Origin of the sequence: Streptomyces sp. NPDC032161, assembly GCF_040636995.1 — a bacterium.
Lineage (GTDB): Bacteria > Actinomycetota > Actinomycetes > Streptomycetales > Streptomycetaceae > Streptomyces.
Genome location: NZ_JBEZVN010000001.1, coordinates 96,694 through 122,060, shown reverse-complemented (window position 1 = coordinate 122,060; position 25,367 = coordinate 96,694). Strand labels below are relative to the sequence as shown.

At 70.9% G+C, this 25,367-nt stretch carries 25 protein-coding genes, 2 pseudogenes and 1 riboswitch; of the genes and pseudogenes, 25 read left to right on the top strand and 2 right to left on the bottom strand.

Going from position 1 to position 25,367, the window contains the following annotated elements; genetic code table 11:
• Positions 1 to 51 precede the first annotated feature (51 nt).
• Positions 52 to 1,877: pseudogene (gene ftsH, locus AB0E67_RS00505) on the top strand (ATP-dependent zinc metalloprotease FtsH).
• Between the two features lie 204 nt (positions 1,878 to 2,081).
• Here the strand turns inward: ftsH and AB0E67_RS00500 are convergent.
• A complete protein-coding gene (locus tag AB0E67_RS00500) occupies positions 2,082 to 2,942 on the bottom strand; it encodes a class I SAM-dependent methyltransferase (RefSeq protein WP_362019034.1) in 861 nt (286 codons plus the stop codon).
• Between the two features lie 618 nt (positions 2,943 to 3,560).
• On the opposite strand from AB0E67_RS00500, the gene AB0E67_RS00495 reads away from it, so the two are divergent.
• The 17 genes from AB0E67_RS00495 (at position 3,561) to AB0E67_RS00415 (ending at position 16,810) form a co-directional block, all read left to right on the top strand.
• Positions 3,561 to 4,154, top strand: coding sequence for a hypothetical protein (locus AB0E67_RS00495; protein ID WP_073784876.1), 594 nt, complete (start codon positions 3,561 to 3,563; stop codon positions 4,152 to 4,154).
• Positions 4,155 to 4,310: 156 nt separating this feature from the next.
• Positions 4,311 to 4,748, top strand: coding sequence for a 30S ribosomal protein S16 (gene rpsP / locus AB0E67_RS00490; RefSeq protein WP_073784878.1), 438 nt, complete (start codon positions 4,311 to 4,313; stop codon positions 4,746 to 4,748).
• Between the two features lie 2 nt (positions 4,749 to 4,750).
• Positions 4,751 to 4,990 (top strand): RNA-binding protein, encoded by a 240-nt coding sequence (locus AB0E67_RS00485; RefSeq protein WP_005311361.1) that lies wholly within the window; start codon positions 4,751 to 4,753, stop codon positions 4,988 to 4,990.
• Between the two features lie 130 nt (positions 4,991 to 5,120).
• Positions 5,121 to 5,738, top strand: coding sequence for a ribosome maturation factor RimM (gene rimM, locus AB0E67_RS00480; RefSeq protein ID WP_362019031.1), 618 nt, complete (start codon positions 5,121 to 5,123; stop codon positions 5,736 to 5,738).
• Positions 5,738 to 6,559 carry a tRNA (guanosine(37)-N1)-methyltransferase TrmD gene (gene trmD, locus AB0E67_RS00475; RefSeq protein ID WP_362019028.1) on the top strand — a complete coding sequence of 274 codons (822 nt, stop codon included), beginning with the start codon at positions 5,738 to 5,740 and terminating at the stop codon, positions 6,557 to 6,559. The genes rimM and trmD overlap by 1 nt, the downstream gene beginning before the upstream one ends.
• A 162-nt stretch (positions 6,560 to 6,721) precedes the next feature.
• Positions 6,722 to 7,072 (top strand): 50S ribosomal protein L19, encoded by a 351-nt coding sequence (gene rplS, locus AB0E67_RS00470; protein ID WP_148839582.1) that lies wholly within the window; start codon positions 6,722 to 6,724, stop codon positions 7,070 to 7,072.
• Positions 7,073 to 7,117: 45 nt separating this feature from the next.
• Positions 7,118 to 7,888 carry a signal peptidase I gene (gene lepB, locus AB0E67_RS00465; protein WP_362019024.1) on the top strand — a complete coding sequence of 257 codons (771 nt, stop codon included), beginning with the start codon at positions 7,118 to 7,120 and terminating at the stop codon, positions 7,886 to 7,888.
• Positions 7,881 to 8,948, top strand: a complete 1,068-nt coding sequence (gene lepB / locus AB0E67_RS00460) for a signal peptidase I (protein ID WP_362019021.1) — start codon at positions 7,881 to 7,883, stop codon at positions 8,946 to 8,948. The genes lepB (AB0E67_RS00465) and lepB (AB0E67_RS00460) overlap by 8 nt, the downstream gene beginning before the upstream one ends.
• Complete coding sequence (gene lepB / locus AB0E67_RS00455; protein WP_362021322.1) at positions 8,857 to 9,753, top strand: signal peptidase I; 897 nt, start codon at positions 8,857 to 8,859, stop codon at positions 9,751 to 9,753. The genes lepB (AB0E67_RS00460) and lepB (AB0E67_RS00455) overlap by 92 nt, the downstream gene beginning before the upstream one ends.
• Positions 9,754 to 9,805: 52 nt before the next feature.
• Positions 9,806 to 10,606, top strand: a complete 801-nt coding sequence (gene lepB / locus AB0E67_RS00450) for a signal peptidase I (RefSeq protein WP_362019018.1) — start codon at positions 9,806 to 9,808, stop codon at positions 10,604 to 10,606.
• Positions 10,596 to 11,084: an NUDIX hydrolase gene (locus AB0E67_RS00445; protein ID WP_362019015.1), complete on the top strand. Its 489-nt coding sequence runs from the start codon at positions 10,596 to 10,598 to the stop codon at positions 11,082 to 11,084. Before lepB (AB0E67_RS00450) ends, AB0E67_RS00445 begins: the two co-directional genes overlap by 11 nt.
• A gap of 64 nt (positions 11,085 to 11,148) precedes the next feature.
• On the top strand, positions 11,149 to 11,457 hold the full coding sequence (locus AB0E67_RS00440) for a DUF2469 domain-containing protein (protein ID WP_043444228.1): 309 nt from the start codon (positions 11,149 to 11,151) through the stop codon (positions 11,455 to 11,457).
• Between the two features lie 320 nt (positions 11,458 to 11,777).
• The gene (locus AB0E67_RS00435) at positions 11,778 to 12,134 is read left to right on the top strand and encodes a YraN family protein (RefSeq protein ID WP_351629591.1); all 357 of its coding nucleotides are present in this window, start codon (positions 11,778 to 11,780) and stop codon (positions 12,132 to 12,134) included.
• Positions 12,134 to 13,765 carry a YifB family Mg chelatase-like AAA ATPase gene (locus AB0E67_RS00430; protein ID WP_362019011.1) on the top strand — a complete coding sequence of 544 codons (1,632 nt, stop codon included), beginning with the start codon at positions 12,134 to 12,136 and terminating at the stop codon, positions 13,763 to 13,765. Before AB0E67_RS00435 ends, AB0E67_RS00430 begins: the two co-directional genes overlap by 1 nt.
• 74 nt (positions 13,766 to 13,839) lie before the next feature.
• A complete protein-coding gene (gene dprA, locus AB0E67_RS00425; protein ID WP_362019008.1) occupies positions 13,840 to 15,042 on the top strand; it encodes a DNA-processing protein DprA in 1,203 nt (400 codons plus the stop codon).
• A 248-nt stretch (positions 15,043 to 15,290) separates the two neighbouring features.
• Complete coding sequence (gene whiG, locus AB0E67_RS00420) at positions 15,291 to 16,127, top strand: RNA polymerase sigma factor WhiG (protein WP_362019005.1); 837 nt, start codon at positions 15,291 to 15,293, stop codon at positions 16,125 to 16,127.
• 116 nt (positions 16,128 to 16,243) lie between these two features.
• On the top strand, positions 16,244 to 16,810 hold the full coding sequence (locus tag AB0E67_RS00415) for a helix-turn-helix domain-containing protein (RefSeq protein WP_362021319.1): 567 nt from the start codon (positions 16,244 to 16,246) through the stop codon (positions 16,808 to 16,810).
• Between the two features lie 103 nt (positions 16,811 to 16,913).
• Here AB0E67_RS00415 and AB0E67_RS00410 read toward each other — a convergent pair.
• A pseudogene (locus AB0E67_RS00410) lies at positions 16,914 to 17,360 on the bottom strand (peptidoglycan DD-metalloendopeptidase family protein); the annotation flags it as partial.
• A gap of 596 nt (positions 17,361 to 17,956) precedes the next feature.
• Between AB0E67_RS00410 and rpsB the strand changes: the two are divergent.
• The 7 genes from rpsB (at position 17,957) to AB0E67_RS00375 (ending at position 25,339) form a co-directional block, all read left to right on the top strand.
• The gene (rpsB, locus tag AB0E67_RS00405; RefSeq protein ID WP_351516836.1) at positions 17,957 to 18,832 is read left to right on the top strand and encodes a 30S ribosomal protein S2; all 876 of its coding nucleotides are present in this window, start codon (positions 17,957 to 17,959) and stop codon (positions 18,830 to 18,832) included.
• 99 nt (positions 18,833 to 18,931) lie between these two features.
• Positions 18,932 to 19,768, top strand: a complete 837-nt coding sequence (gene tsf, locus AB0E67_RS00400) for a translation elongation factor Ts (protein WP_362019002.1) — start codon at positions 18,932 to 18,934, stop codon at positions 19,766 to 19,768.
• Between the two features lie 160 nt (positions 19,769 to 19,928).
• On the top strand, positions 19,929 to 20,705 hold the full coding sequence (pyrH, locus tag AB0E67_RS00395; RefSeq protein WP_362018999.1) for a UMP kinase: 777 nt from the start codon (positions 19,929 to 19,931) through the stop codon (positions 20,703 to 20,705).
• A 180-nt stretch (positions 20,706 to 20,885) separates the two neighbouring features.
• Positions 20,886 to 21,443 carry a ribosome recycling factor gene (gene frr / locus AB0E67_RS00390; RefSeq protein WP_335938695.1) on the top strand — a complete coding sequence of 186 codons (558 nt, stop codon included), beginning with the start codon at positions 20,886 to 20,888 and terminating at the stop codon, positions 21,441 to 21,443.
• Positions 21,443 to 22,528, top strand: coding sequence for a phosphatidate cytidylyltransferase (locus AB0E67_RS00385; protein ID WP_362018995.1), 1,086 nt, complete (start codon positions 21,443 to 21,445; stop codon positions 22,526 to 22,528). The genes frr and AB0E67_RS00385 overlap by 1 nt, the downstream gene beginning before the upstream one ends.
• A gap of 140 nt (positions 22,529 to 22,668) precedes the next feature.
• Entirely contained in the window at positions 22,669 to 23,775 is a 1,107-nt protein-coding gene (gene rlmN / locus AB0E67_RS00380) for a 23S rRNA (adenine(2503)-C(2))-methyltransferase RlmN (protein ID WP_351516841.1), read from the top strand.
• Between the two features lie 242 nt (positions 23,776 to 24,017).
• Positions 24,018 to 24,135, top strand: a riboswitch (TPP riboswitch).
• A 73-nt stretch (positions 24,136 to 24,208) separates the two neighbouring features.
• Positions 24,209 to 25,339, top strand: a complete 1,131-nt coding sequence (locus AB0E67_RS00375) for a thiamine ABC transporter substrate-binding protein (protein ID WP_362018992.1) — start codon at positions 24,209 to 24,211, stop codon at positions 25,337 to 25,339.
• Positions 25,340 to 25,367: the final 28 nt, after the last annotated feature.

Below are 25,367 nucleotides of genomic sequence, written 5' to 3'. Positions count from 1 at the left end.
CGACTCCTGGAATCCGAGGGCGCCCCGCCGCCCCCGCCGCAGGGCCGGAAGATGCCGGGAGGCTGGGGCGGGCTGCTGCTGACCGCGCTCGCCGTCTACCTGCTCGCCAACCTGGTGCTGTCCTTCTTCAATGGCGCAGGGGAACGGTCGATCTCCTACACGGAGTTCAGCAAGCAGGTCACCTCGGGGAACGTGGCCAAGATCTACTCCAAGGGCGATGCCATCGAGGGGCAGCTCAAGAAGGAGGCGAAGGCCCCGGGGACCGACCACAAGTACACCAGGTTCGTCACCCAGCGCCCCGCCTTCGCGGACGACAACCTCTGGGCCGAACTGGTCAGGAGCGATGTCACGGTCACGGCCGAGCCCGTCGTGCACCAGCGGAGCTTCCTCGCGAACCTGCTGATCTCGCTGGCCCCGATGCTGCTGCTCGTGCTGCTCTGGGTGTTCTTCGCCCGGCGGATGGCCCGGGGCATGGGCGGCGGGCTCGGCGGCCTCGGCCGCAAGGCCCCGCCCAAGCCCGTCGCACTGGAGGCCGACAAGCGCACCACCTTCAAGGACGTGGCCGGGATCGACGAGGTCGAGGGCGAACTCGACGACGTCGTGGACTTCCTGAAGAACCCTCAGGCGTACCGGAGGATGGGCGCCCGGATGCCCGGGGGCGTGCTCCTCGTCGGACCGCCCGGCACCGGCAAGACCCTGCTCGCCCGGGCCGTCGCGGGCGAGGCGGGGGTGCCGTTCTTCTCGGCGTCGGCCTCCGAGTTCATCGAGATGATCGTCGGCGTCGGCGCGAGCCGGGTCCGGGAACTGTTCGAGGAAGCGCGCAAGGTCGCCCCCGCGATCGTCTTCATCGACGAGATCGACACCATCGGGCGGGCCCGGGGAGGCGGCGCCGGCATGGGCGGCCACGACGAGCGCGAGCAGACACTGAACCAGATCCTCACCGAGATGGACGGCTTCTCCGGCTCCGAGGGCGTCGTCGTCCTCGCCGCCACCAACCGCGCGGACGTCCTCGCCCCCGCCCTGACCCGGCCCGGCCGCTTCGACCGGATCGTCCAGGCCAGCCCGCCCGACCGGAACGGCAGGGAGGCGATCCTGGAGATCCACACCCGCCGGATCCCGCTTGCCGACAACGTGGACCTGGGCCAGGTGGCCACCACGACCCCCGGCATGACCGGCGCCGATCTCGCCAACCTGGCCAACGAGGCCGCGCTGCTCGCCGTCAAGCGCGGGCAGGCCGAGGTGAACCGTTCCGACATCTCGGACGCCCTGGAGAAGATCCAGCTCGGTGCCGAACGCTCGCTGGTCATGTCCGACGAGGAACGCCGCAGGACCGCGTACCACGAGAGCGGCCACGCCCTGCTCGGCATGGTCCAGCCGGGGGCGGACCCGGTCCGCAAGGTCACCATCGTGCCGCGCGGCCGGGCCCTGGGCGTCACCCTCTCCACACCGGAGGCCGACAAGTACGCGTACACGGAGGAGTATCTGCGCGGCCGGATCATCGGCGCGCTCGGCGGGATGGCCGCCGAACAGGTCGTCTTCGGAGTCATCACCACCGGCGCCGAGAGCGACCTGGAGCAGGTCACCCGACTGGCCCGGGGCATGGTCGGCCGCTGGGGCATGAGCCCCAGGGCCGGCAGACTGACGGCCATCCCGGCCGACGCCCGCAGGCGTACGGACTGTCGGCCGCCCCCGCGACGCTGGACGCCGTGGACGGCGAGATGCGGCGCATCGTCGACGAGTGCTACGAGGCGGCGTGCGGGCTGCTGCGCGAGAACCGGGACCGGCTGGACGCGCTGGCCGATGCCCTGCTGGCGAACGAGACCCTGGACGAGGCCGAGGCGTACCAGGCAGCGGGCATCACCCGCCTGGGCGAATAGCGACCGCCACCACCCGGACGTGTGCGGGGGGACGAGGTTTCAAGACGCCCCGGCCCGCGTACGGAGGCGTACGGATGGGACCGCGCACGGGCGGCGGCGTGCAGAAGGGGGGAGACCCTTCGGAGGCGCGGGAGGCCGACGCCTCGGAGGATGCGACAGGACACGTCCAGCAGGTCGTAGCCGCGCGCGGGCAGGACAGCGGCCTCAGACGGTGCACACGAGATAGCGGAAGACGTTCGGCATCCAGACGCTGCCGTCCCGCCGCCGGTGCGGACGCAGGGCCCGCGCCACCTCGCTCTCCACCCGGCGCCGGTCCCTCGCCCGCACCGCCCTGTCGAACAGCCGGGTGGACAGCAGTCCCCGGACCGCGCTCTCCATGTCCGCGTAACCGAACGGGCACGCCACCCTCCCGGAACCGTCCGGCATCAGACCCGCCCGGAACGCCACTTCTTCGAGGTCGTCCCGGCGCGGCGGACGCCAGCCGCCGGAACGTGACGCCCGGCCCCCGTCGGAACCCCGGCCCGCCACCCGCAGCACCGGCGCCGTCGCGCACCGCTCCGGCGGACCCCACCCGGTCAGGACGACCGCGCTTCCCCGGGCGGCCAGTGGTACGGCGGCGCGCAGCGTCGCCACGAGCCGCTCGTCGTCGCCGTCCGAGCACCCGAGCGGGGTGAACGCCGTGATCAGGTCGTACGGCGTTCCGTCCAGCGGGGTCGCCTCCGAGGGATCACCGGCCACGAGCCGATGCCGCGCCGTGCCGGGGCCCTCGTCGCCCGACGCATCGGGCAGCAGCCGGGCCCGTGCGAGCTCCAGCCGGTCCGGGTCGGCGTCGACGCCGGTGACCCGCGCCCCGCGCGCGGCGGCGATCAGCAGCGCGAGACCGGAGCCGCAGCCGAGGGAGAGCAATCGGGTGCCCTTTCCCACTTCGAGCCGCTCGTAGACCGCCTCGTACAGCGGTGCGAGCATCCGCTCCTGGATCTCGGCCCAGTCCCGGGCGCGAGTACCGGGGGCCACCGTGCCGGCCGTGTCCGCGTGGCCGTGGTGCCGGACGAGCGTACGTGTCATGGAAGCGCCCCAATCCGCCGAGAGGTCGGTCCTGTCCGATCGGTCGTGCCCGAGTGGTGCCCCCGTCGCGTCCGTCCGCGCCGCCCTCCGCGGGCCGGGGAACCGCGCGCCCGCCACTCGCCTCCGGGAGGCGGCCTCCTCGTCGAGGGCACGCGGCGCGGCACGCCCCGTCGGCGCGCGGGCGCCGACGACGGGCGCCCACAGGCGAACACCGGAAAGCGGGTGTTCCGTACGCCTGTTGCCCGTTCCTCACCCAGTCTTACCCGACACGCGGAACCGGGCACGTCGAGGACGCCGCGCCGTCGGCGCACACCCGCCCGGCCGACGGCTACTCCTCGTCGCCGGTGCGCCCGTCGGCGGCGCCGTACCCGTCCAGGGAACACGCACCCGCCTCGGAGGCCGCCAGGCGGCCCGCGTACGGTTGCCGTCTACACACCCGTCTACGCGTCCAGGCGTACGAGTCGCTACGTACCACCTTGGCGTGAGCTGTGAGAGTTCTCCGCAGATCTGCGCACCCGCCCTCGTCAGGACGCATCAACGGCAACTGACTGGTACGTGCAAATTATTTGGGATGGCCCGGAATCGGAACACCGGGGCACTCGCGCTCGTTGTCACGACGTGAGCACGACACCACCTGTACTTGCCGCGGAGCTGGCGCAGGCGTGGGCCGACATTCAGCGGTACCACCCCGAGCTGCCGGATCTCGCCGCTCCCGAGTCCCTGATCGGAGAGTCCTCGTCCGCCTGTGGCGCCGAACTCTCATTCGAGCGACTGCTGCACGAGGCAGTCCATGGCATCGCCGCCGCGCGAGGTGTGCGTGACACCTCGCGGGCCGGCCGTTATCACAACCGTCGATTCCTCGCGATCGCCGAGGAACTGGGTCTCGACCACGCCGAGGAGCCCCACCCCAGCAGCGGCTTCTCGCTGGTCACGCTCAATCCCGAGGCCAAGCGCCGGTACCGCCCGACGATCGAGCGGCTGCAGCGCGCCCTCAAGGCGCACACCGTCGCCACCGCCGCCGACACCAAGCGTTCGTTCCGCGGGCCCGCCGCCCGGCACGGCTCCTCCGGAGGAGGTGTCCGCGTCAAGGCCGTCTGCGACTGCGGTCGCAACGTGCGGGTCGTCCCGTCGGTCCTGGCGCAGGCGCCGATCGTCTGCGGAGGATGCGGAAAGCCGTTCCGTATTCCGGAACCGGCGGTCGCTGTGAGGTGACCTCATGGGGTGTGGCACAATGGCTAGCTGTACTCGACAGCCGCACAGGACCCCTCTCTCCTCCGGCTGACGCGTCCATCGGGCACCCGAGTACCGCAACCCCACGTGGCATTTCGTCGTGCCCAATCACGTCATAGACCAGGAGACACCACTCCCGTGGCAGTCAAGATCAAGCTGAAGCGTCTGGGCAAGATCCGTTCGCCTCACTACCGCATCGTCGTCGCCGACTCCCGTACCCGCCGTGACGGCCGGGCCATCGAGGAGATCGGCCTGTACCACCCGGTGCAGAACCCCTCGCGCATCGAGGTCAACTCGGAGCGTGCGCGTTACTGGCTCTCCGTCGGCGCCCAGCCGACCGAGCCGGTTCTCGCGATCCTGAAGCTCACCGGTGACTGGCAGGCCCACAAGGGTCTCCCGGCCCCCGCGCCGCTGCTGCAGCCGGAGCCGAAGGCCGACAAGCGGGCCCTCTTCGAGAGCCTGGGCGACGGCGAGGAGGCCAAGGGCGAGGCCATCACGCAGAAGGCGAAGAAGTCCGACAAGAAGGCGGACGAGGCTGCTGACGCGGCCGCTCCCGCCGAGTCGACCGAGGCCTGAGCATGCTCGAGGAGGCTCTCGAGCACCTCGTGAAGGGCATCGTCGACAACCCCGACGACGTGCAGGTCGCCTCGCGCAACCTGCGCCGCGGTCGCGTGCTGGAGGTCCGGGTCCACCCCGATGACCTCGGCAAGGTGATCGGCCGCAACGGCCGCACCGCACGCGCGCTGCGTACCGTCGTGGGCGCCATCGGCGGTCGTGGTATCCGCGTCGACCTCGTCGATGTGGACCAGGTTCGCTGAGAGAGTTGAACACCGGCACGGGCCGGGGAGGGCCATACGCCCGCCCCGGCCCGTCGTCGTACGACAGGGGGCGGGGCGTCGTGGGACGGGGTCGGGTGGAACAGGGTCGTAGGGACAGGAGAAACACAAGGTGCAGTTGGTAGTCGCGCGGATCGGCCGTGCCCATGGCATCAAGGGCGAGGTCACGGTCGAGGTGCGTACGGACGAGCCGGAGCTGAGGCTCGCACCGGGGGCCGTGCTCGCCACCGATCCGGCCTCCGCCGGACCGCTGACGATCGAGACCGGCCGGGTGCACAGCGGGCGGCTGCTGCTGCGCTTCGAGGGTGTGCGCGACCGCAACGCCGCCGAGGCGCTGCGCAACACGCTCCTGATCGCCGAGGTCGACCCGGCCGAGCTCCCCGAGGACCCCGAGGAGTTCTACGACCACCAGCTGATCGACCTCGACGTCGTCCTCGCCGACGGCACGGAGATCGGCCGGATCGTCGAGATCACGCATCTGCCGTCCCAGGACCTGCTCATCGTGGAGCGTCCGGACGGGGGCGAGGTGATGATCCCGTTCGTCGAGGAGATCGTCACCGAGATCGATCTGGAGGAGCAGCGCGCGGTGATCGCTCCGCCGCCGGGACTGATCGACGAGACCCAGGCCGTGATCGCCTCCTCGCGCGACGAGGACGCGGCGGACGAGGTCCGGAAGGACGGAACCGGAGTCGACGGGACCCGGGCGTCCGGCTCCGGAGAGGACGCCTGATGCGTCTCGACGTCGTCACGATCTTTCCCGAGTACCTGGAACCGCTGAACGTCTCCCTGGTCGGCAAGGCCCGCGCCCGCGGCCGGCTCGACGTGCACGTCCACGATCTGCGGGGCTGGACGTACGACCGGCACAACACGGTCGACGACACCCCGTACGGCGGCGGCCCCGGCATGGTCATGAAGACCGAGCCCTGGGGGGACGCACTGGACGACGTCCTCGCGAGCGGTTACGAGGCGGGGGCGCACGCCCCGGTGCTCGTGGTGCCCACGCCCAGCGGCCGTCCGTTCACCCAGGAACTCGCCGTCGAGCTCTCCGAGCGGCCGTGGCTGATTTTCACCCCGGCCCGCTACGAGGGCATCGACCGACGGGTGATGGACGAGTACGCGACCCGCATACCGGTCGTCGAGGTGTCCATCGGCGACTACGTGCTGGCCGGCGGGGAAGCCGCGGTGCTGGTGATCACGGAGGCGGTGGCCCGGCTGCTGCCCGGAGTGCTCGGCAACGCGGAGTCGCACCAGGACGACTCCTTCGCCCCCGGCGCGATGGCCAACCTGCTGGAAGGGCCCGTCTACACCAAGCCGCCCGAGTGGCGCGGCCGGAGCGTCCCGGAAGTCCTGCTCAGCGGTCACCACGGCAGGATCGCGCGCTGGCGCCGGGACGAGGCGTTCCGCCGCACCGCGCTCAACCGGCCCGACCTCATCGAGCGCTGCGAGGCGAGCGGCTTCGACAGGAAGGACCGCGAGATCCTCTCCATCCTCGGCTGGTCCCCGGAACCCGGGGGCCGATTTTGGCGCAGACCCGAGGCCGTGGAAGAATAGGCCGCTGCTGTGCGTCCGGCGTGCGCCCCTGCCACAGGGGGAACGGCCCCCGCCTCCTCCGTACGCGGGGGAGCGATCCAGACGCCCGTCCGGCGCGCGCGGCATCCCATCCTCACGACCTTCCGTCGATGACCTGTGGCATCGGCGAAGAAAGCAGACAAAATGGCTTCCCTGCTCGATGACGTCAACGCCGCGTCGCTGCGTACCGACATCCCGGCGTTCCGCCCCGGTGACACCGTCAACGTCCACGTGCGAGTGATCGAGGGCAACCGCTCCCGTATCCAGCAGTTCAAGGGCGTCGTCATCCGCCGCCAGGGCGCCGGTGTCAGCGAGACCTTCACGGTCCGCAAGGTCTCCTTCAGCGTCGGCGTCGAGCGCACCTTCCCGGTGCACAGCCCGATCTTCGAGAAGATCGAGCTCGTCACCCGCGGTGACGTCCGTCGCGCCAAGCTGTACTACCTCCGTGAGCTGCGCGGCAAGGCCGCGAAGATCAAGGAGAAGCGCGACAACTGAACCGACTCCCGGGTCCACAGGCCGGCCGGTTAAGCTCTGGCCCCGATGGACACGGAAGCCAGGCCCTCGGAGCGCGACCGCTCCTCCGCACCCGCAACAGGGTCGGAGGGACGGCCGCGCTTCGCGCGTATCTCCCGGCTGACCGCCTCGATGTCATGGCGGCGCACCGCCGTGACCGGAGCGGTCTGCGCGGTCTTCGTGTTGCTCCTGAGCACCTTCGTGGTGCAGCCCTATCTCATTCCGAGCGGCTCGATGGAACCCACCCTCGAAGTGGGCGACCGGGTGCTGGTGAACAAGCTGGCGTATCGCTTCGGCTCCGCACCGAGCCGCGGTGACGTGGTGGTCTTCGACGGCACCGGATCCTTCGTCCGCGAACCACCGAGGCAGAATCCGGTCACGGGTCTGCTGCACGGAGCGGCGGCGTCCCTGGGGCTGGCGGAGCCCGCCGAGACCGACTACGTGAAGCGGGTGGTGGGCGTGGGAGGGGACCGGGTGGTCTGCTGCGACCGGCGCGGGCGGATCGAGGTCAACGGCAGCTCCGTCACGGAGGAGTACCTGCACCCGGGGGACGAGCCGTCCCGGGTGCGCTTCGACATCGTCGTCCCCGACGGCACGCTGTGGATGATGGGCGACCACCGTTCCCGCTCCCGCGACTCGCGCGACCATCTGGGTGATCCCGGCGGCGGCATGGTCCCGGTCGACATGGTGGTCGGCCGGGTGGACTGGATCGGCTGGCCGCCGGGCCGGACGGGCTCACTGCCGGGCAGCGGCGCCTTCACCGGCGTACGGGCACCGACGGGTGGAGCCCATGGGTGACCGCGGCCGACCACGGGACGGCGACGGTCCGGAGGCATCGGGCCCGGACGGTATACCTTCTGCGCCCGCACACCCCCTGCCGACCAGGGCGGAGCGCCGGAAGCGGGCCCGCAGGGTCCGGCGGCGACGGCGCGGGGCGGCCGTCCGGGAGATCCCGCTGCTCGTCCTCGTGGCCCTGCTGATCGCGCTCGTCCTCAAGACCTTCCTGGTGCAGGCCTTCGTGATCCCCACGGGATCGATGGAACAGACCATCCGGATCGGCGACCGGGTGCTGGTGGACAAGCTGACGCCGTGGTTCGGCTCCCGGCCCGAGCGTGGTGACGTGGTCGTCTTCGAGGACCCGGGCGGCTGGCTGCGGCAGGAGGACACCGCCGAGAAGGACGCGCCCGTCGTCGTGGCGCAGGTGAAGCAGGCGCTGACGTTCGTCGGACTGGTGCCGTCCGACGACGAACAGGACCTGATCAAACGCGTGGTCGCGGTCGGCGGCGACACGGTGAGGTGCTGCGGCGAGGACGGCCGGATCACCGTCAACGGCGTACCGCTCGACGAGCCCTATCTGCACCCCGGCAACCCGCCCTCCCTCATCAAATTCGAGGTAAAGGTTCCGGCCGGGCGGATCTTCGTGATGGGCGACCACCGTTCGGATTCGGCCGATTCCCGCTATCACCTGGACGAGCCGGAGCGCGGCACGGTGTCCGAGAACAGCGTCGTGGGACGGGCCGTGGTGATCGCCTGGCCCTTCTCCCACTGGCGAAAGCTGGACGAACCGGCGACATTCGACTCGGTACCTGACGCGCGCGCCGGGACGGCCCGGGTATCGGGCCCGTCGAATAGTGTGTCGTCCAGGGATCCCGACGGAGTGATCCCTCTCCCGACCCCTGCGGAACTCCCGCTCGTTATGGGAGTGGTGGGCCTGCGTCGGCTGGGACGCGGGCGGTGGCACGGAGTAAGGAGTGGATGTGGGGGACTTGGCGGTCGGCGCACGATCCGGACACGAACCCGAGGACCGGCCGGAGAACGTCGGGTCCGACGGGGCGGCGGCGGACCGAGCGGGGACTGACGGCGACTCCTCGGGCGGTGGTACGGGACAGCAGAAGCCGCGCTCCTTCTGGAAGGAGCTGCCCCTGCTCATCGGCATCGCACTTGTTCTCGCGCTGCTGATCAAGACGTTTCTGGTGCAGGCGTTCTCGATCCCCTCGGATTCGATGCAGAACACGCTGCAACGGGGCGACCGGGTGCTGGTCGACAAGCTGACGCCCTGGTTCGGCGCGGAACCGGAACGCGGCGAGGTCGTGGTCTTCCACGACCCGGGCGGCTGGCTGGAGGACACCCAGGCACCCGAGCCGAACGTGGTGCAGAAGTTCCTCAGCTTCATCGGACTGATGCCGTCCGCCGAGGAGAAGGACCTGATCAAGAGGGTCATCGCGGTCGGCGGCGACACGGTCGAGTGCAAGAAGGACGGCCCGGTCGTGGTCAACGGCAAGGCCCTCGACGACAAGTCCTACATCTTCCCGGGGAACACCCCCTGCAACGACGAGCCGTTCGGTCCGATCATGGTTCCCGAGGGCCGGATCTGGGTGATGGGCGACCACCGCCAGAACTCCCTCGACTCCCGCTACCACCAGGAGCTGCCCGGAGGCGGCACGGTCTCCAACGACGAGGTCGTCGGACGCGCCATCGTCGTGGCGTGGCCGATCAACCGCTGGGCGACCCTGCCCGTCCCGAAGACCTTCGACCAGCCCGGGATCAACACGACGGTGAGCACGGCGATGAGCCTGGCTCCCGGAGCACTCGGCCTGGCCGGTGCCGTGCCCCTCGTCCTGTGGCGCCGCAGGAGGCTGACCAGGGGGCGTACCGCCGGGTAGGGTGCCGACTCGGATCAGCGATTGCCGATCTCCGACGGGGAGGGACGCTGGGATGAGTGGAACAGGACGTACGGGCGACGGCCGCGGGCGGCTCGGCAGCACGCTGTCGGGGCTGGCCGCGGCCGTCGGCTGTGTGCTCTTCCTCGGCGGATTCGCCTGGGGAGCCGTGGTGTACCAGCCGTACACGGTGCCGACCGAGTCCATGACGCCGACGGTGCACGCCGGTGATCGGGTGCTGGCCCAGAGGATCGACGGCGACGAGGTGCGCCGCGGCGACGTGGTGGTCTTCACCGATCAGACCTGGGGCGACATGCCGATGGTGAAGCGGGTCGTCGGAATCGACGGGGACACGATCGCCTGTTGCGACAAGGGCCGGCTCACCATTAACGGCCAGGCCGTTGAGGAATCGTATCTGCAGGGGCGGGAGCCCGCTTCGGGGAACAGCTTCTCGGCCGACGTGCCCAAGGGGCAGCTCTTTCTGCTCGGCGACGAACGCCGGTCCTCCCTCGACTCGCGGGTCCATCTGGACGACCCGGGACAGGGCTCCGTGCCGCGGGGCGCGGTACGAGCCCGGGTCGACGCCATCGCCTGGCCGATGGACGGCATGGTCGAGCGGCCGGCGGCCTTCGCCGCGCTGCCCGGCGGAGTCTCGTCGCCCGGCCCTCTGCGCCTGCAGCTGACCGCCGTCGTGGCGGGCATGGTGCTCATCCTCGGCGGCGCCGCGTACGGCCCGATCGCGGCGCGGTCCGCACACGTGGCCCGGAAGCGACGATCGGCTCGGGGGGAGCGGTCGGTACAGGAGACGCGGTCGGCAGCGGAGCAGCGGGAAGGGACAGAGACGGATGTGCGTTGAGAAGCGGAAGGTCGCCCGTGTGGTGTTGCTGGATCCCGAGGACCGGATCCTCCTGATCCACGGATACGAACCGGCGGACCCCACGTCCACCTGGTGGTTCACCCCGGGCGGCGGCCTGGAGGGCGAGGAGACCCGGGAGCAGGCCGCGCTGCGCGAGCTCGCGGAGGAGACCGGTATCAGTGATGTCCGGCTGGGCCCGCTGCTCTGGCGGCGGATGTGCTCGTTCCCCTTCGACGGGCGCCGTTGGGAGCAGGACGAGTGGTACTACCTGGCCCGTACGACGCAGACCGCCACCGACACCCGTGGGCTGACCGGGCTGGAACAGCGCAGCGTCGCGGGGCTGAGATGGTGGACCTCCGCCGAACTGTCGGCGGCGCGTGAGACGGTGTACCCGACCAGACTCGCCGAGCTGCTGCGCACGCTGCTCGACGAGGGTCCTCCGCGTACGCCAGTGGTTCTGTCCCCCGAATTCGCCTGAGCGCCCGGGGGAGCCGGGTCCTGGCGCACAATAGGGGGACGCACGGCTGAAGGGGAACATGCCAATGAGCGCCGAGGACCTCGAAAAGTACGAGACCGAGATGGAGCTGAAGCTCTACCGGGAGTACCGAGACGTCGTCGGTCTGTTCAAATTCGTGATCGAGACCGAACGGCGCTTCTACCTCACCAACGACTACGAGATGCAGGTGCACTCGGTCCAGGGAGAGGTGTTCTTCGAAGTGTCGATGGCGGACGCCTGGGTCTGGGACATGTACCGGCCCGCCCGCTTCGTCAAGCAGGTACGCGTGTTGACGTTCAAGGACGTCAACATCGAGGAGCTCAACAAGAGCGATCTCGAACTCCCGGGCGGCTGAGCCCGCTCTCCGGGGGGCGGCTGATCCTGCTCCTCCCAGGGGCCGGGGCTGTCCGCGAGGGACCCTCGCGCGGAGAACGTCCCCGCCCAGGGTTTCGTCCCCGACGAGAGCTCGTCCTCGGCGGGGACCGCGCGTTTCAGGAACTGCCCGTTTCAGGAACTGCCCGTTTCAGGAACTGCCCGTTCCGTGGGACCGTGATCCCTCTCCGGGGTTGATTCCCTCGCACGAGTGGCCGGGATATCCACAATCCCGGAGTTGTCCACCAAGATCCACAGGCCGGGGCCGGACACGTCAGAGTCGGTCCCGGAGGTGGTTCCGACATGAACGCACGGGGAGCGCTCGGGCGGTACGGCGAGGATCTGGCGGCACGGCTGCTGACCGACGCCGGCATGTCCGTACGGGAACGGAACTGGCGCTGTCGCGCCGGTGAGATCGACATCGTCGCGCTGGACGGCGACGTGCTCGTGCTGTGCGAGGTGAAGACGCGCAGAGCGGGGCCGTTCGAGCACCCGATGGCCGCCGTCACCCCGGCCAAGGCGGAACGGCTGCGCCATCTTGCGGAGGTCTGGCTGCACCGGCACGGCGGGCCGTCCGGCGGGGTCAGGATCGACCTGGTCGGGGTGGTGCTGCCCCGGCGCGGGGCACCCGTCGTGGAGCACGTGCGGGGGGTGGCCTGATGGGGTTCGCGCGGGCGTGCTCGGTGGCGCTGGTGGGCGTCGAGGGCGTGGTGGTGGAGGTCCAGGCGGACCTGGAGGCGGGGGTGGCGGCGTTCACCCTGGTGGGCCTGCCGGACAAGAGCCTGGTGGAGAGCCGGGACAGGGTCAGGGCCGCGGTGGTGAACTCCGGGGCCGAATGGCCGCAGAAGAAACTCACGGTCGGGCTCTCGCCGGCCTCCGTGCCCAAGGGCGGCTCGGGCTTCGACCTGGCGGTGGCCTGCGCGGTGCTGGGGGCGGCGGAGCGGATCGACCCGGCGTCCATCGCCGATGTGGTGATGATCGGGGAGCTCGGCCTCGACGGCCGGGTGCGGCCGGTCCGGGGCGTGCTGCCCGCCGTGCTGGCCGCGGCGGAGGCCGGTTACCGCCAGGTCGTGGTGCCCGAGCAGACCGCGGGGGAAGCGGCGCTGGTGCCCGGCGTCTCGGTGCTCGGGGTACGGAGTCTGCGGCAGCTGATCGCGGTGCTCTGCGACGAGCCGGTGCCGGACGAACCGAGGAACGACGACGAGGGGCGCCCGGACACGATGCTGGCCGGGCTGCTGGTGCCCGGCGCCGGAACCGGCACCGGCACCGGCCTCGTCCGAGGCTCCGGCCGGGGCGACGGCGGCGTGCCGGATCTCGCGGACGTCGCGGGACAGGAGCTGCCCCGCAGGGCACTGGAGGTCGCCGCGGCGGGCGGCCACCATCTGATGCTCACCGGCCCGCCGGGCGCGGGCAAGACGATGCTGGCCGAGCGGCTGCCCGCCATCCTGCCGGAGCTGACCAGGACGGAGGCCCTGGAGGTCACCGCCGTGCACTCCGTGGCGGGGCTCCTGCCGCCGGGGGAGCCGCTGGTCACCCGCGCGCCGTACTGCGCGCCGCACCACTCCGCGACGATGCAGTCGCTGGTCGGCGGGGGCAACGGTCTGCCGCGGCCCGGCGCGGTCTCCCTGGCCCATCGGGGCATCCTCTTTCTGGATGAGGCCCCGGAATTCTCGGTGCGGGTGCTGGACGCGTTGCGCCAGCCGTTGGAGTCCGGGCATGTGGTGGTGGCGCGGAGCGCCGGAGTGGTGCGGCTGCCCGCGAGATTCCTGCTGGTGCTGGCTGCCAACCCCTGCCCGTGCGGCCGGCACTCCCTCGGCGGTGCCGGCTGCGAATGCCCGCCCTCGGCGGTCCGGCGTTACCGGGCGAGGCTCTCCGGCCCCCTGCTCGACCGGGTGGATCTGCGGGTGTCCGTCGACCGGGTCGGGCGCGAGGACCTGATGGGGCACGGCGGCAGAGGGGAGTCGACGGCCGTCGTCGCCGACCGGGTCCGGGAGGCCAGGGCGCGGGCGGGGCACCGCCTGGCGGGTACGGGATGGGGCACCAACAGCGAGGTCCCCGGTCATGAGCTGCGCACCCGGCTGACCTCGGCACCGGGCGCGCTCCTGGAGGCGGAACGGGACATGGAGCGCGGGCTGCTCACCGCCCGGGGCCTGGACCGGGTCCTCAGAGTGGCGTGGACGGTGGCCGATCTGCGCGGCGCCGACCGCCCGGAGGCGTCCGATGTCGCGGTGGCGCTGGAGCTGCGGACCGGTATTCCGCGAGGTGCCCCGGTGAAGGCCGGTGCGGCGTGACGCCCCGGGCGGACCGCGGCCGGCCGCAGGAGCGGCGCCGCCTTTCGAACCGGTCACCGGAGCGCGGCGAGGGAATGGGACCGCGGTCCGGGCGCGGCGCGGCGGAGGGAGAGGGAACGGTGCCCGACGACGGGGAACGGCTGGCGCGGGTCGCGCTGACCCGCATTCTGGAGCCGGGGGACGAGCGGGGCGGCCGATGGCTGCGCGAGTACGGGGCGGTCGAGCTGCTGCGGCGGATCAGGGCCGGGGACGGCAGCGCGGAACGGCTGGAGGGCATGACCGCGAAACGTCTCGGCGGTTACCGCCTACGGGCCGAGGACGTCGAACCGGAGCGGGACCTGGCGGCGGTCGCCGCGCTCGGCGGGCGGTTCGTCTGCCCCGGCGAGCTGGAGTGGCCCGGTCAACTCGACGACCTGGGGGACGCCAGACCGACGGGCCTGTGGGTGCGCGGGCCGTGTGACCTGCGGCTCTGGGCGCTGCGCTCGGTCGCCGTGGTCGGTGCCCGGGCCTGTACGCCGTACGGGTCCCACATGGCGGCGAGTCTCGGCGCGGGGCTCGCGGAGCTGGGGTGGGTCGTCGTGTCGGGAGCGGCCTTCGGCGTGGACGGGGCGGCGCACCGCGGCGCGCTCGCCGTCGGCGGGGCGACGATGGCGGTCCTGGCCTGCGGGGTGGACGTCGCCTATCCCCGGGGACACGCCGAGTTGATCGGACGCATGACGGAACAGGGACTCGTCGTCGGCGAATTGCCGCCGTCCGATCATCCGACGCGCAGCAGATTCATTCTGCGGAACCGGGTCATCGCCGCGTTGACGCGCGGGACCGTCGTGGTCGAGGCCGAGCACCGCAGCGGTTCGCTCGTCACCGCACGCGCCGCACAGCGGCTCGGCCGCTTCACGATGGGCGTGCCCGGCCCGGCCACCAGCGGGTTGTCCGCGGGCGTCCACGAACTCCTGCGAGGCGAGGGCGTCCTGGTGACCAGTGCCGCGGAAGTCGTCGAACTGGTGGGTGACATCGGCGCTCTCGCCCCTCTCGCGCAGGGCCGCGTCCACCCGCGGGACCTGCTGGACGCCGACGCCGCACGGGTTCTCGACGCGCTGCCGTACAGCGGCATCGTCACCGGCCGTGACGTCGCCCGCGCGGCCGGAACCAGTACCGACGAGGCCTTCGGTCGGTTGTACGAACTGCACTCACTGGGGTTCGTCGAACGACATGGCGACGGATGGCAGTTGACGCGGAGGCGGACATGCAATGGCGACGCGCGGCGAGGCGGTTCTTGACCTGGCGCATTCGGGTGAAAAGGTGAAGCCGATGACCCTCGCCGGCCCTTCAGCGGCACGTCCGGGGCCGCCGTACGCGGTGACGGTCCCGGACCGCAGTCGTGCCCGATCGGCCGGAATCGCACGGCGTCGATCCGCAGCCCTGCGCGGACCGCGACGCCGTAATCACGCTACGCTCACGACGACTCCGCATCCGACACAAGTCTCCCGGCCCCACCACTTCACGGCAGAACGGCTCAAGGCACCACATGCCCCAGCACACCTCCGGGTCTGACCGCGCGGCAGTACCACCGGCTGCGCGTGGCACTGTGCGCCCTCCCGCCCCCTCCTCGCTCGACGAGTTGTGGCGCTCCTACAAGTCCACGGGCGACGAGCGGCTGCGGGAGCAGTTGATCCTGCACTACTCCCCGTTGGTGAAGTACGTCGCGGGCCGGGTGAGCGTGGGCCTGCCCTCCAACGTAGAGCAGGCCGACTTCGTCTCCTCGGGGGTGTTCGGGCTGATCGACGCGATCGAGAAGTTCGACATCGAGCGCGCGATCAAGTTCGAGACGTACGCGATCACGCGCATCAGGGGCGCCATGATCGACGAGCTGCGGGCGCTGGACTGGATCCCGCGCTCGGTGCGTCAGAAGGCGCGGGCCGTGGAGCGTGCCTACGCCACCCTGGAGGCGCAGCTGCGGCGCACCCCCTCCGAGCCGGAGGTCGCCGCCGAAATGGGTATCACGCTGGAGGAACTGCACTCGGTCTTCAGCCAGTTGTCCCTGGCGAACGTGGTCGCGCTGGAGGAACTGCTGCACGTCGGCGGCGAGGGCGGCGACCGGCTGAGCCTGATGGACACGCTGGAGGACACCACCGCCGACGACCCGGTCGAGGTCGCCGAGGACCGCGAGCTCAGGCGGCTGCTCGCCCGGGCGATCAACACCCTCCCGGAGCGTGAGAAGACGGTGGTCACGCTCTACTACTACGAGGGCCTCACCCTCGCCGAGATCGGAAACGTGCTGGGCGTCACCGAGAGCCGGGTCAGCCAGATCCACACCAAATCGGTGCTGCAACTGCGCGCGAAACTGGCCGAAGCCGGACGCTGAGACCATCGTCGGCCCGTGCCGCGCGCATGGCTTCGGCCACTGATCGGGGCCGCCCACCCCCGCTCGAACACCGCTCGCCGTAAAGTGGACCCGTGCCCAGGATTCGAGCGGCCTCGGTGGCCGAGCACCGGACCATGCAGCGCGGCGCCCTCCTGGACGCCGCCCGCTCCCTGCTGTCCGAGGGCGGTACGGAGGCGCTGACCTTCCCCGCCCTCGCCGAGCGCACGGGCCTCGCCAGGTCCTCCGTCTACGAGTACTTCCGCTCCCGGGCGGCCGTCGTCGAGGAGCTGTGCGCCGTCGACTTCCCTGTCTGGGCGGCGGAGGTCGAGAGCGCGATGGAGCAGGCCGGCACGCCCGAGGGGAAGATCGAGGCGTATGTGCGTCGGCAGCTGGACCTCGTCGGCGACCGCCGCCACCGGGCGGTCGTCGCGATCTCGGCGAGCGAGCTGGACGCCGGGGCCCGCGAGAAGATCAGAGCCGCGCACGGCGGCCTGATCGCCATGATCGTCGAGGCGCTCGGTGAACTGGGCCACGAGCAGCCGCGGCTTGCGGCGATGCTGGTACAGGGCTCCGTGGACGCCGCGGTCCGGCGTATCGAGCTCGGCGTGGCGGAGGAGCCCGCCGTGATCGCGGACACCGCCGTGGCCATGGTTCTGCGCGGCGTACAGGGCGCACGGGGCTGACAGCGGGCCGTCGGGCGGCGCGCGGCGGTAGGGCGCGTCGCGAGGCGGCGAGCAGAACGCCGGGGGCGGCGAGTCCGTCCCCGGCCCCGTCGGCCGACCCGCCCGGTTCCGGCACGCCGAACACCGGCAGCAGACGGGACGGGCCCCGCCGCAGCAGCTCGGGCGGCAGCAGCGACAGCGGGTCCAGATACGTGTCACCGCGCCGCAGCCCCCAGTGCAGACAGCCCGCCGGGCAGTGGAACGGCCCGGCCTCCATCACCCCGACGCGCTGACCGCCCTCCACCCGCTCGCCCGCGGTGACGAGCGCGCGCACCGGCTCGTAGCTTGTCCGCAGCGGCGGGTCGCCGCCGTCGGCCACCTCGATGGTCACCACCCCGCGCCCCGCGACCCGCCCCGCGAAGGAGACGCGTCCCGTGGCTGCCGCGAGCACCGCCGCGCCCGGCGCCGCGGCGAGATCCACTCCGCGGTGGCCCCGCCCGTAGGCGCTGGCCGGTGGTTCCCAGCCCCGGACGATCGCGAGCCGTCCGGCGAGCGGCCGGCTCCGGGCGCCGTCCGACTGCGACGGCGGGGCGGGGAGGGGCTCGGGCGCGGGATCACCCACGGGCGGCGGCGCGGGCGCGGGATCAGGTGCGGGCGGCGGCTCGGGAACCGGGTCGCGCGCCGGTACGGGCACGGGGTCACCCACGGGCGCGGCCGGGAAGGCCGCCACGGCGGGGGCGGTCGGGTGCCCGGACACCGGTGCCCCGGTCGCGGCGCCGTACAGCAGCGCGAGAAGGCCGGCCGTCGCCATCACGGCATGCACGGCACGGAGCCGACGCCCACGGACGGGCGCGCGGCGGGAAGCCCTCGGATCAGGTGCGGGTCGCATGGCAGAACCGTCCCGCACCGCCCGGATCCGCGGGGGATCACGAACCGGATCTGTGGACTACCGACCGGTTGTGGACAGCGCCGTCACCCGGCACCCGGCCCGTCCCGTACACTTCCTATGGCGATCCGGGTCACCGGGTCGACTTCGCACGCCCCGCCACCTCCCTCTTCGCGGACGGTGGCCGCGCTCCTCGGTCCTTCGTGGCACGGCGCGTCGGGGCGTCAGGCGCGACAGCAATCCTGCGGTCGCGACAACCGAGTACCCCAAGGAGTACGGCCATGGCCGTCGTCACGATGCGGGAGCTGCTGGAGAGCGGCGTCCACTTCGGTCACCAGACCCGTCGTTGGAACCCGAAGATGAAGCGCTTCATCTTCACCGAGCGCAACGGCATCTACATCATCGACCTGCTCCAGTCGCTGTCGTACATCGACCGCGCCTACGAGTTCGTCAAGGAGACCGTCGCCCACGGCGGCTCCATCATGTTCGTCGGTACCAAGAAGCAGGCCCAGGAGGCCATCGCCGAGCAGGCGACGCGCGTCGGTATGCCGTACGTCAACCAGCGTTGGCTCGGTGGCATGCTCACCAACTTCTCCACCGTCTACAAGCGCCTCCAGCGCCTGAAGGAGCTGGAGCTCATCGACTTCGAGGACGTGGCCGCCTCCGGTCTCACCAAGAAGGAGCTCCTGGTCCTCTCGCGCGAGAAGGCCAAGCTGGAGAAGACCCTCGGTGGTATCCGCGAGATGCAGAAGGTGCCGAGCGCCGTCTGGATCGTCGACACCAAGAAGGAGCACATCGCCGTCGGCGAGGCTCGCAAGCTCAACATCCCGGTCGTCGCGATCCTCGACACCAACTGCGACCCCGACGAGGTCGACTACAAGATTCCGGGCAACGACGACGCGATCCGCTCCGTCACCCTGCTCACCCGCGTGATCGCCGACGCCGTCGCCGAGGGCCTCATCGCCCGCTCCGGTGCCGCCACCGGTGACTCGAAGCCGGGCGAGAAGGCCGCCGGTGAGCCGCTCGCCGAGTGGGAGCGCGACCTGCTCGAGGGCGACAAGAAGGCCGACGCCGAGGTCCAGTCCTCCGCCGAGACCGAGAAGGCCGCGGACGCCGACAAGGCCGAAGCCCCGGCCGCGGACGCCGAGCAGGCCTGACACCCGTCACGGCTGATGACGGCGGGGGCCGGTGCCACGAGCACCGCCCCCGCCGTTCACCCGTAGATCTTTCAGACTTCGAGAGAGAAACACAGACTCATGGCGAACTACACCGCCGCTGACGTCAAGAAGCTCCGCGAGCTGACCGGCGCCGGCATGATGGACTGCAAGAAGGCGCTGGACGAGGCCGAGGGCAACGTCGAGAAGGCCGTCGAGGCGCTCCGTATCAAGGGCCAGAAGGGCGTCGCCAAGCGCGAGGGCCGTTCCGCCGAGAACGGTGCCGTCGTCTCCCTCATCTCCGAGGACAAGACCTCCGGCGTCCTGCTCGAGCTGAAGTGCGAGACGGACTTCGTCGCCAAGGGCGAGAAGTTCCAGAGCGTCGCCAACACGCTCGCCGCGCACGTCGCCGCAACCTCCCCGGCCGACCTGGCCGCGCTGCTCGCCTCCGAGATCGAGGCCGGCAAGACCGTCCAGGCGTACGTCGACGAGGCCAACGCCAACCTCGGCGAGAAGATCGTCCTGGACCGCTTCGCGCAGTTCACCGGCGGTTACGTGGCCGCGTACATGCACCGCACCATGCCCGACCTCCCGCCGCAGGTCGGCGTCCTGGTCGAGCTGGACAAGGAGAACGCCGAGGTCGCCAAGGACGTCGCGCAGCACATCGCCGCCTTCGCCCCGAAGTACCTCAGCCGCGAGGACGTCCCGGCCGAGACGGTCGAGAACGAGCGCCGTGTCGCCGAGGCCACCTCCCGCGAGGAGGGCAAGCCCGAGGCCGCTCTCCCGAAGATCGTCGAGGGGCGGGTCAACGGCTTCTTCAAGGAGGTCGTCGCTCTGGAGCAGGCGTTCGCCAAGGACAACAAGAAGTCGGTCCAGAAGGTTCTGGACGAGGCCGGTGTCACCCTGAAGCGCTTCTCGCGCATCAAGGTCGGCATCTGAGTTCGTCCGCGAACAACGGTGGATCCCTCAGGGGGTCCGGTGCAGTCGTCGGCCGCACCCATGCCGTATGACCGCAGATCTGACGAGGAGGCCATTGCCGCTGAGGGACACCAGACCCACCGGCAATGGCCTTCTTGGTATGTGCACGAGGAGAATCTCCATGAACAAGGGCGCGGACGCCGCCAAAGGCGACCACAAGCGCGATGACGACAAGGTACCCGGGCGCTTCATGCTGAAGCTGTCCGGAGAGGCGTTCGCCGGCGGCGGGGGACTCGGTGTCGACCCCGACGTCGTACACGCCATCGCCAGGGAAATCGCGGCGGTCGTCCGTGACGGCGCACAGATCGCGGTCGTGATCGGCGGCGGGAACTTCTTCCGCGGCGCCGAACTCCAGCAGCGCGGCATGGACCGGGCCCGGTCCGACTACATGGGCATGCTCGGCACGGTCATGAACTGTCTGGCGCTCCAGGACTTCCTGGAGAAGGAGGGCATCGACTCCCGCGTCCAGACGGCCATCACCATGGGTCAGGTCGCGGAGCCGTACATTCCGCTGCGCGCCGTGCGGCACCTGGAGAAGGGTCGCGTCGTCATCTTCGGCGCGGGCATGGGCATGCCGTACTTCTCCACCGACACCACCGCCGCCCAGCGGGCCCTGGAGATCGGCGCCCAGGCCCTGCTGATGGGCAAGAACGGTGTGGACGGGGTCTACGACTCCGACCCGAAGAGCAACCCCGACGCGGTGAAGTTCGACGCGCTCGAATACGGCGAGGTGCTCGCGCGCGATCTCAAGGTCGCCGACGCCACCGCCATCACGCTCTGCCGTGACAACGAGCTGCCGATCCTCGTCTTCGAGCTGACGGCCACGGGCAATATCGCCCGCGCGGTCAAGGGTGAGAAGATCGGCACGCTCGTGAGTGACCAGGGCACCCGGGCCTGAGGACCGGGAAACGTCCCCGGGAAGCCGCGGGCAGGGTCCGGGACCCGCGGGGAAAGCCCCGGCACGGCGCCCCGGAGGATGGACAACGGCCTGCCGGTCGGACACCGTGCAGGTGAGGACGCGACGCAGATCCGCGGGCCCGAGCACGCCGGGCCCACTCAAGACACGCAGGAGCACGTGGTGATCGAAGAAACCCTCCTCGAGGCCGAGGAGAAGATGGAGAAGGCCGTCGTCGTCGCGAAAGAGGACTTCGCCGCGATCCGGACCGGCCGCGCCCACCCGGCGATGTTCAACAAGATCGTCGCCGACTACTACGGTGCGCTGACCCCGATCAACCAGCTCGCCTCGTTCTCGGTGCCCGAGCCCCGCATGGCCGTCGTGACGCCGTTCGACAAGAGCGCGCTGCGCAACATCGAGCAGGCCATCCGCGACTCGGACCTCGGCGTCAACCCGAGCAACGACGGCAATATCATCCGGGTGACCTTCCCGGAGCTCACCGAGGAGCGCCGCCGCGACTACATCAAGGTCGCGAGGACCAAGGCCGAGGACTCCCGCATCTCCATCCGGGCCGTGCGCCGCAAGGCCAAGGAAGCGCTCGACAAGCTGGTCAAGGACAAGGAGACCGGCGAGGACGAGGTGCGTCGCGCCGAGAAGGAGCTCGACGACACCACCGCGAAGTACGTCGCACAGGTCGACGAGCTGCTCAAGCACAAGGAAGCCGAGCTGCTCGAAGTCTGATGAACGACTCTTCCTGGGGCGCCACGCCGGGAGCCGGTCCGTGGGCTGCGCCCGAGATGCGTGCTGCCCCGGCGGGTCCCGCGCACGATGTGCATGACGCCCAGCAGACTCGGCCCATGCCCATCGTGCCGGACGCCCCTGACACAGGTGGAGACGCTGACGACCGTGACGACCGGGAGCAGGGGGGCGCACGCCCGAACGGCGGCCCCCTGTTCCGTGACGAGAAGCCGCAGGAGCCCATGCCCACCGCGCCACCGTCCCCGCAGAAGAAACGTGCGGGCCGCGATCTGCGAGCCGCCATAGGGGTCGGGGTGGGGCTCGGTGCCGTCATCGTCGCCTCGCTGTTCGTCGTGAAGGCCGTCTTCGTCGGGGTGATCGTCGTCGCCGTCGTCGTGGGCCTGTGGGAGCTCACCTCACGGCTGTCGGAGCGCAAGGGCATCAACGCGCCGCTCGTGCCGCTGGCGGTCGGCGGTGCGGCGATGGTGGTGGCCGGGTACATGAAGGGCGCCGAGGGCGCCTGGGTGGCCGTGGCACTGACCGCGCTCGCGGTTCTCGTCTGGCGGATGGCCCAGCCTCCGGAGGGCTACCTCAAGGACGTCACGGCCGGTGTGTTCGCCGCGTTCTACGTGCCGTTCCTCGCCACGTTCGTCGCCATGCTCCTGACCGCGGACGACGGACCGCAGCGGGTGCTCACCTTCCTGCTGCTGACCGTGGTCAGCGACACAGGGGCGTACGCCGTCGGCTGGCGCTTCGGCAAGCACAAGCTCGCGCCGCGCATCAGCCCCGGGAAGACCCGCGAGGGCCTCTTCGGGGCCGTCGCCTTCGCGATGGTCGCGGGTGCCCTGTGCATGCAGTTCCTGATCGACGGCGGTGCCTGGTGGCAGGGGCTGCTGCTGGGGCTCGCGGTCGCGGTCAGCGCCACCCTCGGCGACCTGGGCGAGTCGATGATCAAGCGGGACCTCGGCATCAAGGACATGGGCACGCTGCTGCCGGGACACGGCGGGATTATGGACCGGCTGGACTCGCTGCTGCCGACCGCTCCGGTGGTCTGGCTGCTGCTGGTGCTGTTCGTCGGCTCCGGCTGAGAGCACCCGGCAGGCTGTGAGCCCGCGGGACGGTCCGCCCGTCCCGACCTGGGCGTTCTCAGACGAGGGCCCGCTGCCCACGGGACGTTGTCCACAGGGCGGCGGGCCCTCGTCGTCGCGTCTGCGACACTGGACGGACCATGCCTAAGCCCGGAGAACTCACTTTCGTCGCACCCCGCGGAGCCAAGAAGCCGCCGCGGCATCTCGCCGACCTCACGCCCGCCGAGCGCAAGGAGGCGGTCGCCGCGATCGGCGAGAAGCCGTTCCGCGCCCAGCAGCTCTCGCAGCACTACTTCGCGCGGTACGCGCACGACCCGGCCGAGTGGACCAACATCCCGGCCGCCTCGCGGGAGAAGCTCGCCGAGGCGATGTTCCCCGAGCTGATGTCGGTGGTCCGCCACATCAGCTGCGACGACGACACCACCCGCAAGACGCTGTGGAAGCTGCACGACGGGACGCTCGTCGAGTCCGTCCTGATGCGTTACCCGGAGCGGGTGACGATGTGCATCTCCTCGCAGGCGGGCTGCGGGATGAACTGCCCGTTCTGCGCCACCGGGCAGGCCGGTCTGGACCGCAATCTGTCGACCGCGGAGATCGTCCACCAGATCGTGGACGGCATGCGGGCGCTGCGCGACGGGGAGGTGCCCGGAGGACCGGCGCGGCTCTCCAACATCGTCTTCATGGGCATGGGCGAGCCGCTGGCCAACTACAACCGCGTGGTCGGCGCGATCCGCCGGCTGACCGATCCGGAGCCGGACGGGCTGGGGCTCTCACAGCGCGGGATCACCGTTTCCACCGTGGGGCTGGTGCCCGCGATGCTGCGCTTCGCCGACGAGGGCTTCAAGTGCCGTCTCGCCGTCTCGCTGCACGCGCCGGACGACGAGCTGCGCGACACCCTCGTCCCGGTGAACACCCGGTGGAAGGTGCGCGAGGTGCTGGACGCCGCGTGGGAGTACGCGGAGAAGTCCGGCCGCCGCGTCTCCATCGAGTACGCGCTGATCCGGGACATCAACGACCAGGCGTGGCGGGGCGACCTGCTCGGCCGGCTGCTCAAGGGCAAGCGGGTGCACGTCAACCTGATCCCGCTGAACCCGACGCCCGGCTCCAAGTGGACCGCCTCCCGGCCCGAGGACGAGAAGGCGTTCGTCGAGGCCATCGCGGCGCACGGGGTGCCGGTGACCGTACGGGACACCCGGGGCCAGGAGATCGACGGGGCCTGCGGACAGCTGGCGGCGGCCGAGCGCTGACGCAGGCGTTCTCCGGGTCCGTGGGATGCCGAGGCCGAAGTCCGCCGGGCCCGCGAGCGCTGAGAGCGGCCCGCCGGTTCCACGGGAGCGGCGGGCCCGGCGCTCGCCGGGGCCGCGGTGGTCCGGCAGGAATCCGGAGCGGACGGGGCGTCAAGGGCTGCGGGCCTCCGGCGTCGACCGGACGACGAGGCCCCGGCGGCCCGGCCGCGCGGTCCGTGTAACCTGGTCCGGAAATCAACTTCATATTCCGACAGGGGAGCGCCACAGCGCTGAGAGTGCGGCACCGGGGGACCGGTCGTCCGCAGACCCTCTGAACCTCGCCCGGGTCATTCCGGGTAGGAAGTTCGGTCATCAACTCATGCTGTTGCGCCCTGCCCGCGTCTCGCGGGTGGGGCCGCGTCTCTTCCTGGCCAAAACCCAGGAGGAATCCATCATGACCACCACGCGCAGGACCACGGGAACCACGCGCGGGTCCGTACGTCTCACGGCCACGGCCGTCGTGGCCGCGCTCGGCATCACGGCACTGGCCGGGTGCGGGAGTTCCGACACGTCGTCCTCCGGCTCCGGCGGCACTAAGGGCACCGATCCGAAGACCGTGACGCTCGTCAGCCACGACTCCTTCAACGCGTCCGATGCGGTGCTGAAGGAGTTCACCGCGGAGACCGGCTACACCGTCAAGGTCCTCAAGAGCGGCGACGCGGGCGTCGCGCTCAACCAGGAGATCCTGACCAAGGGCTCACCGCGCGGAGACGTGTTCTTCGGCGTCGACAACACGCTGCTCTCCCGCGCCCTGGACAGCGGCCTGTTCACGCCGTACGAGGCGAAGGGCATCGACCGGGTCGCGGCCGCCACCCGGCTGGACGCCGAGCACCGGGTCACGCCGGTCGACACCGGCGACGTCTGCGTGAACTACGACAAGAAGTACTTCGCCGACAAGAAGCTCGCCCCGCCGCGGACCTTCGACGACCTGGCGAAGCCCGCGTACAAGAACCTCCTGGTCACCGAGAACGCGGCGACCTCGTCGCCCGGCCTCGGCTTCCTCCTCGGCACCGTCGCCGCCTACGGCGAGAAGGGCTACCAGGACTACTGGAAGAAGCTGAAGGACAACGGCGTCAAGGTCGTCGACGGCTGGGAGCAGGCGTACAACGAGGAGTTCTCCGGCTCCGCGGGCGGCAGGAAGGCCAAGGCCGACCGTCCGCTCGTCGTCTCGTACGCCTCCAGCCCGCCCGTCGAGGTGCTGTACGCGAAGCCGCAGCCGACCGAGGCCCCGACCGGGGTCGCCACCGGGACCTGCTTCCGGCAGATCGAGTTCGCGGGCCTGCTGGACGGCGCCGGGAACGAGGCGGGCGGCAAGGCACTGCTGGACTTCCTGATCGGCAAGAAGTTCCAGGAGGACATGCCGCTCAACATGTTCGTGAACCCGGTCGTGTCGGACGCGAAACTGCCGGAGCTGTTCACGAAGTTCGGAGAGACCGTCGAGAAGCCGACGACCGTCGCCCCCGACCTGATCGCCAAGAACCGTGAGCAGTGGGTCCAGTCGTGGTCCTCGCTCGTCGTGAAGTAGCCGGGACCGCCGCACAGGGGACGGGCAC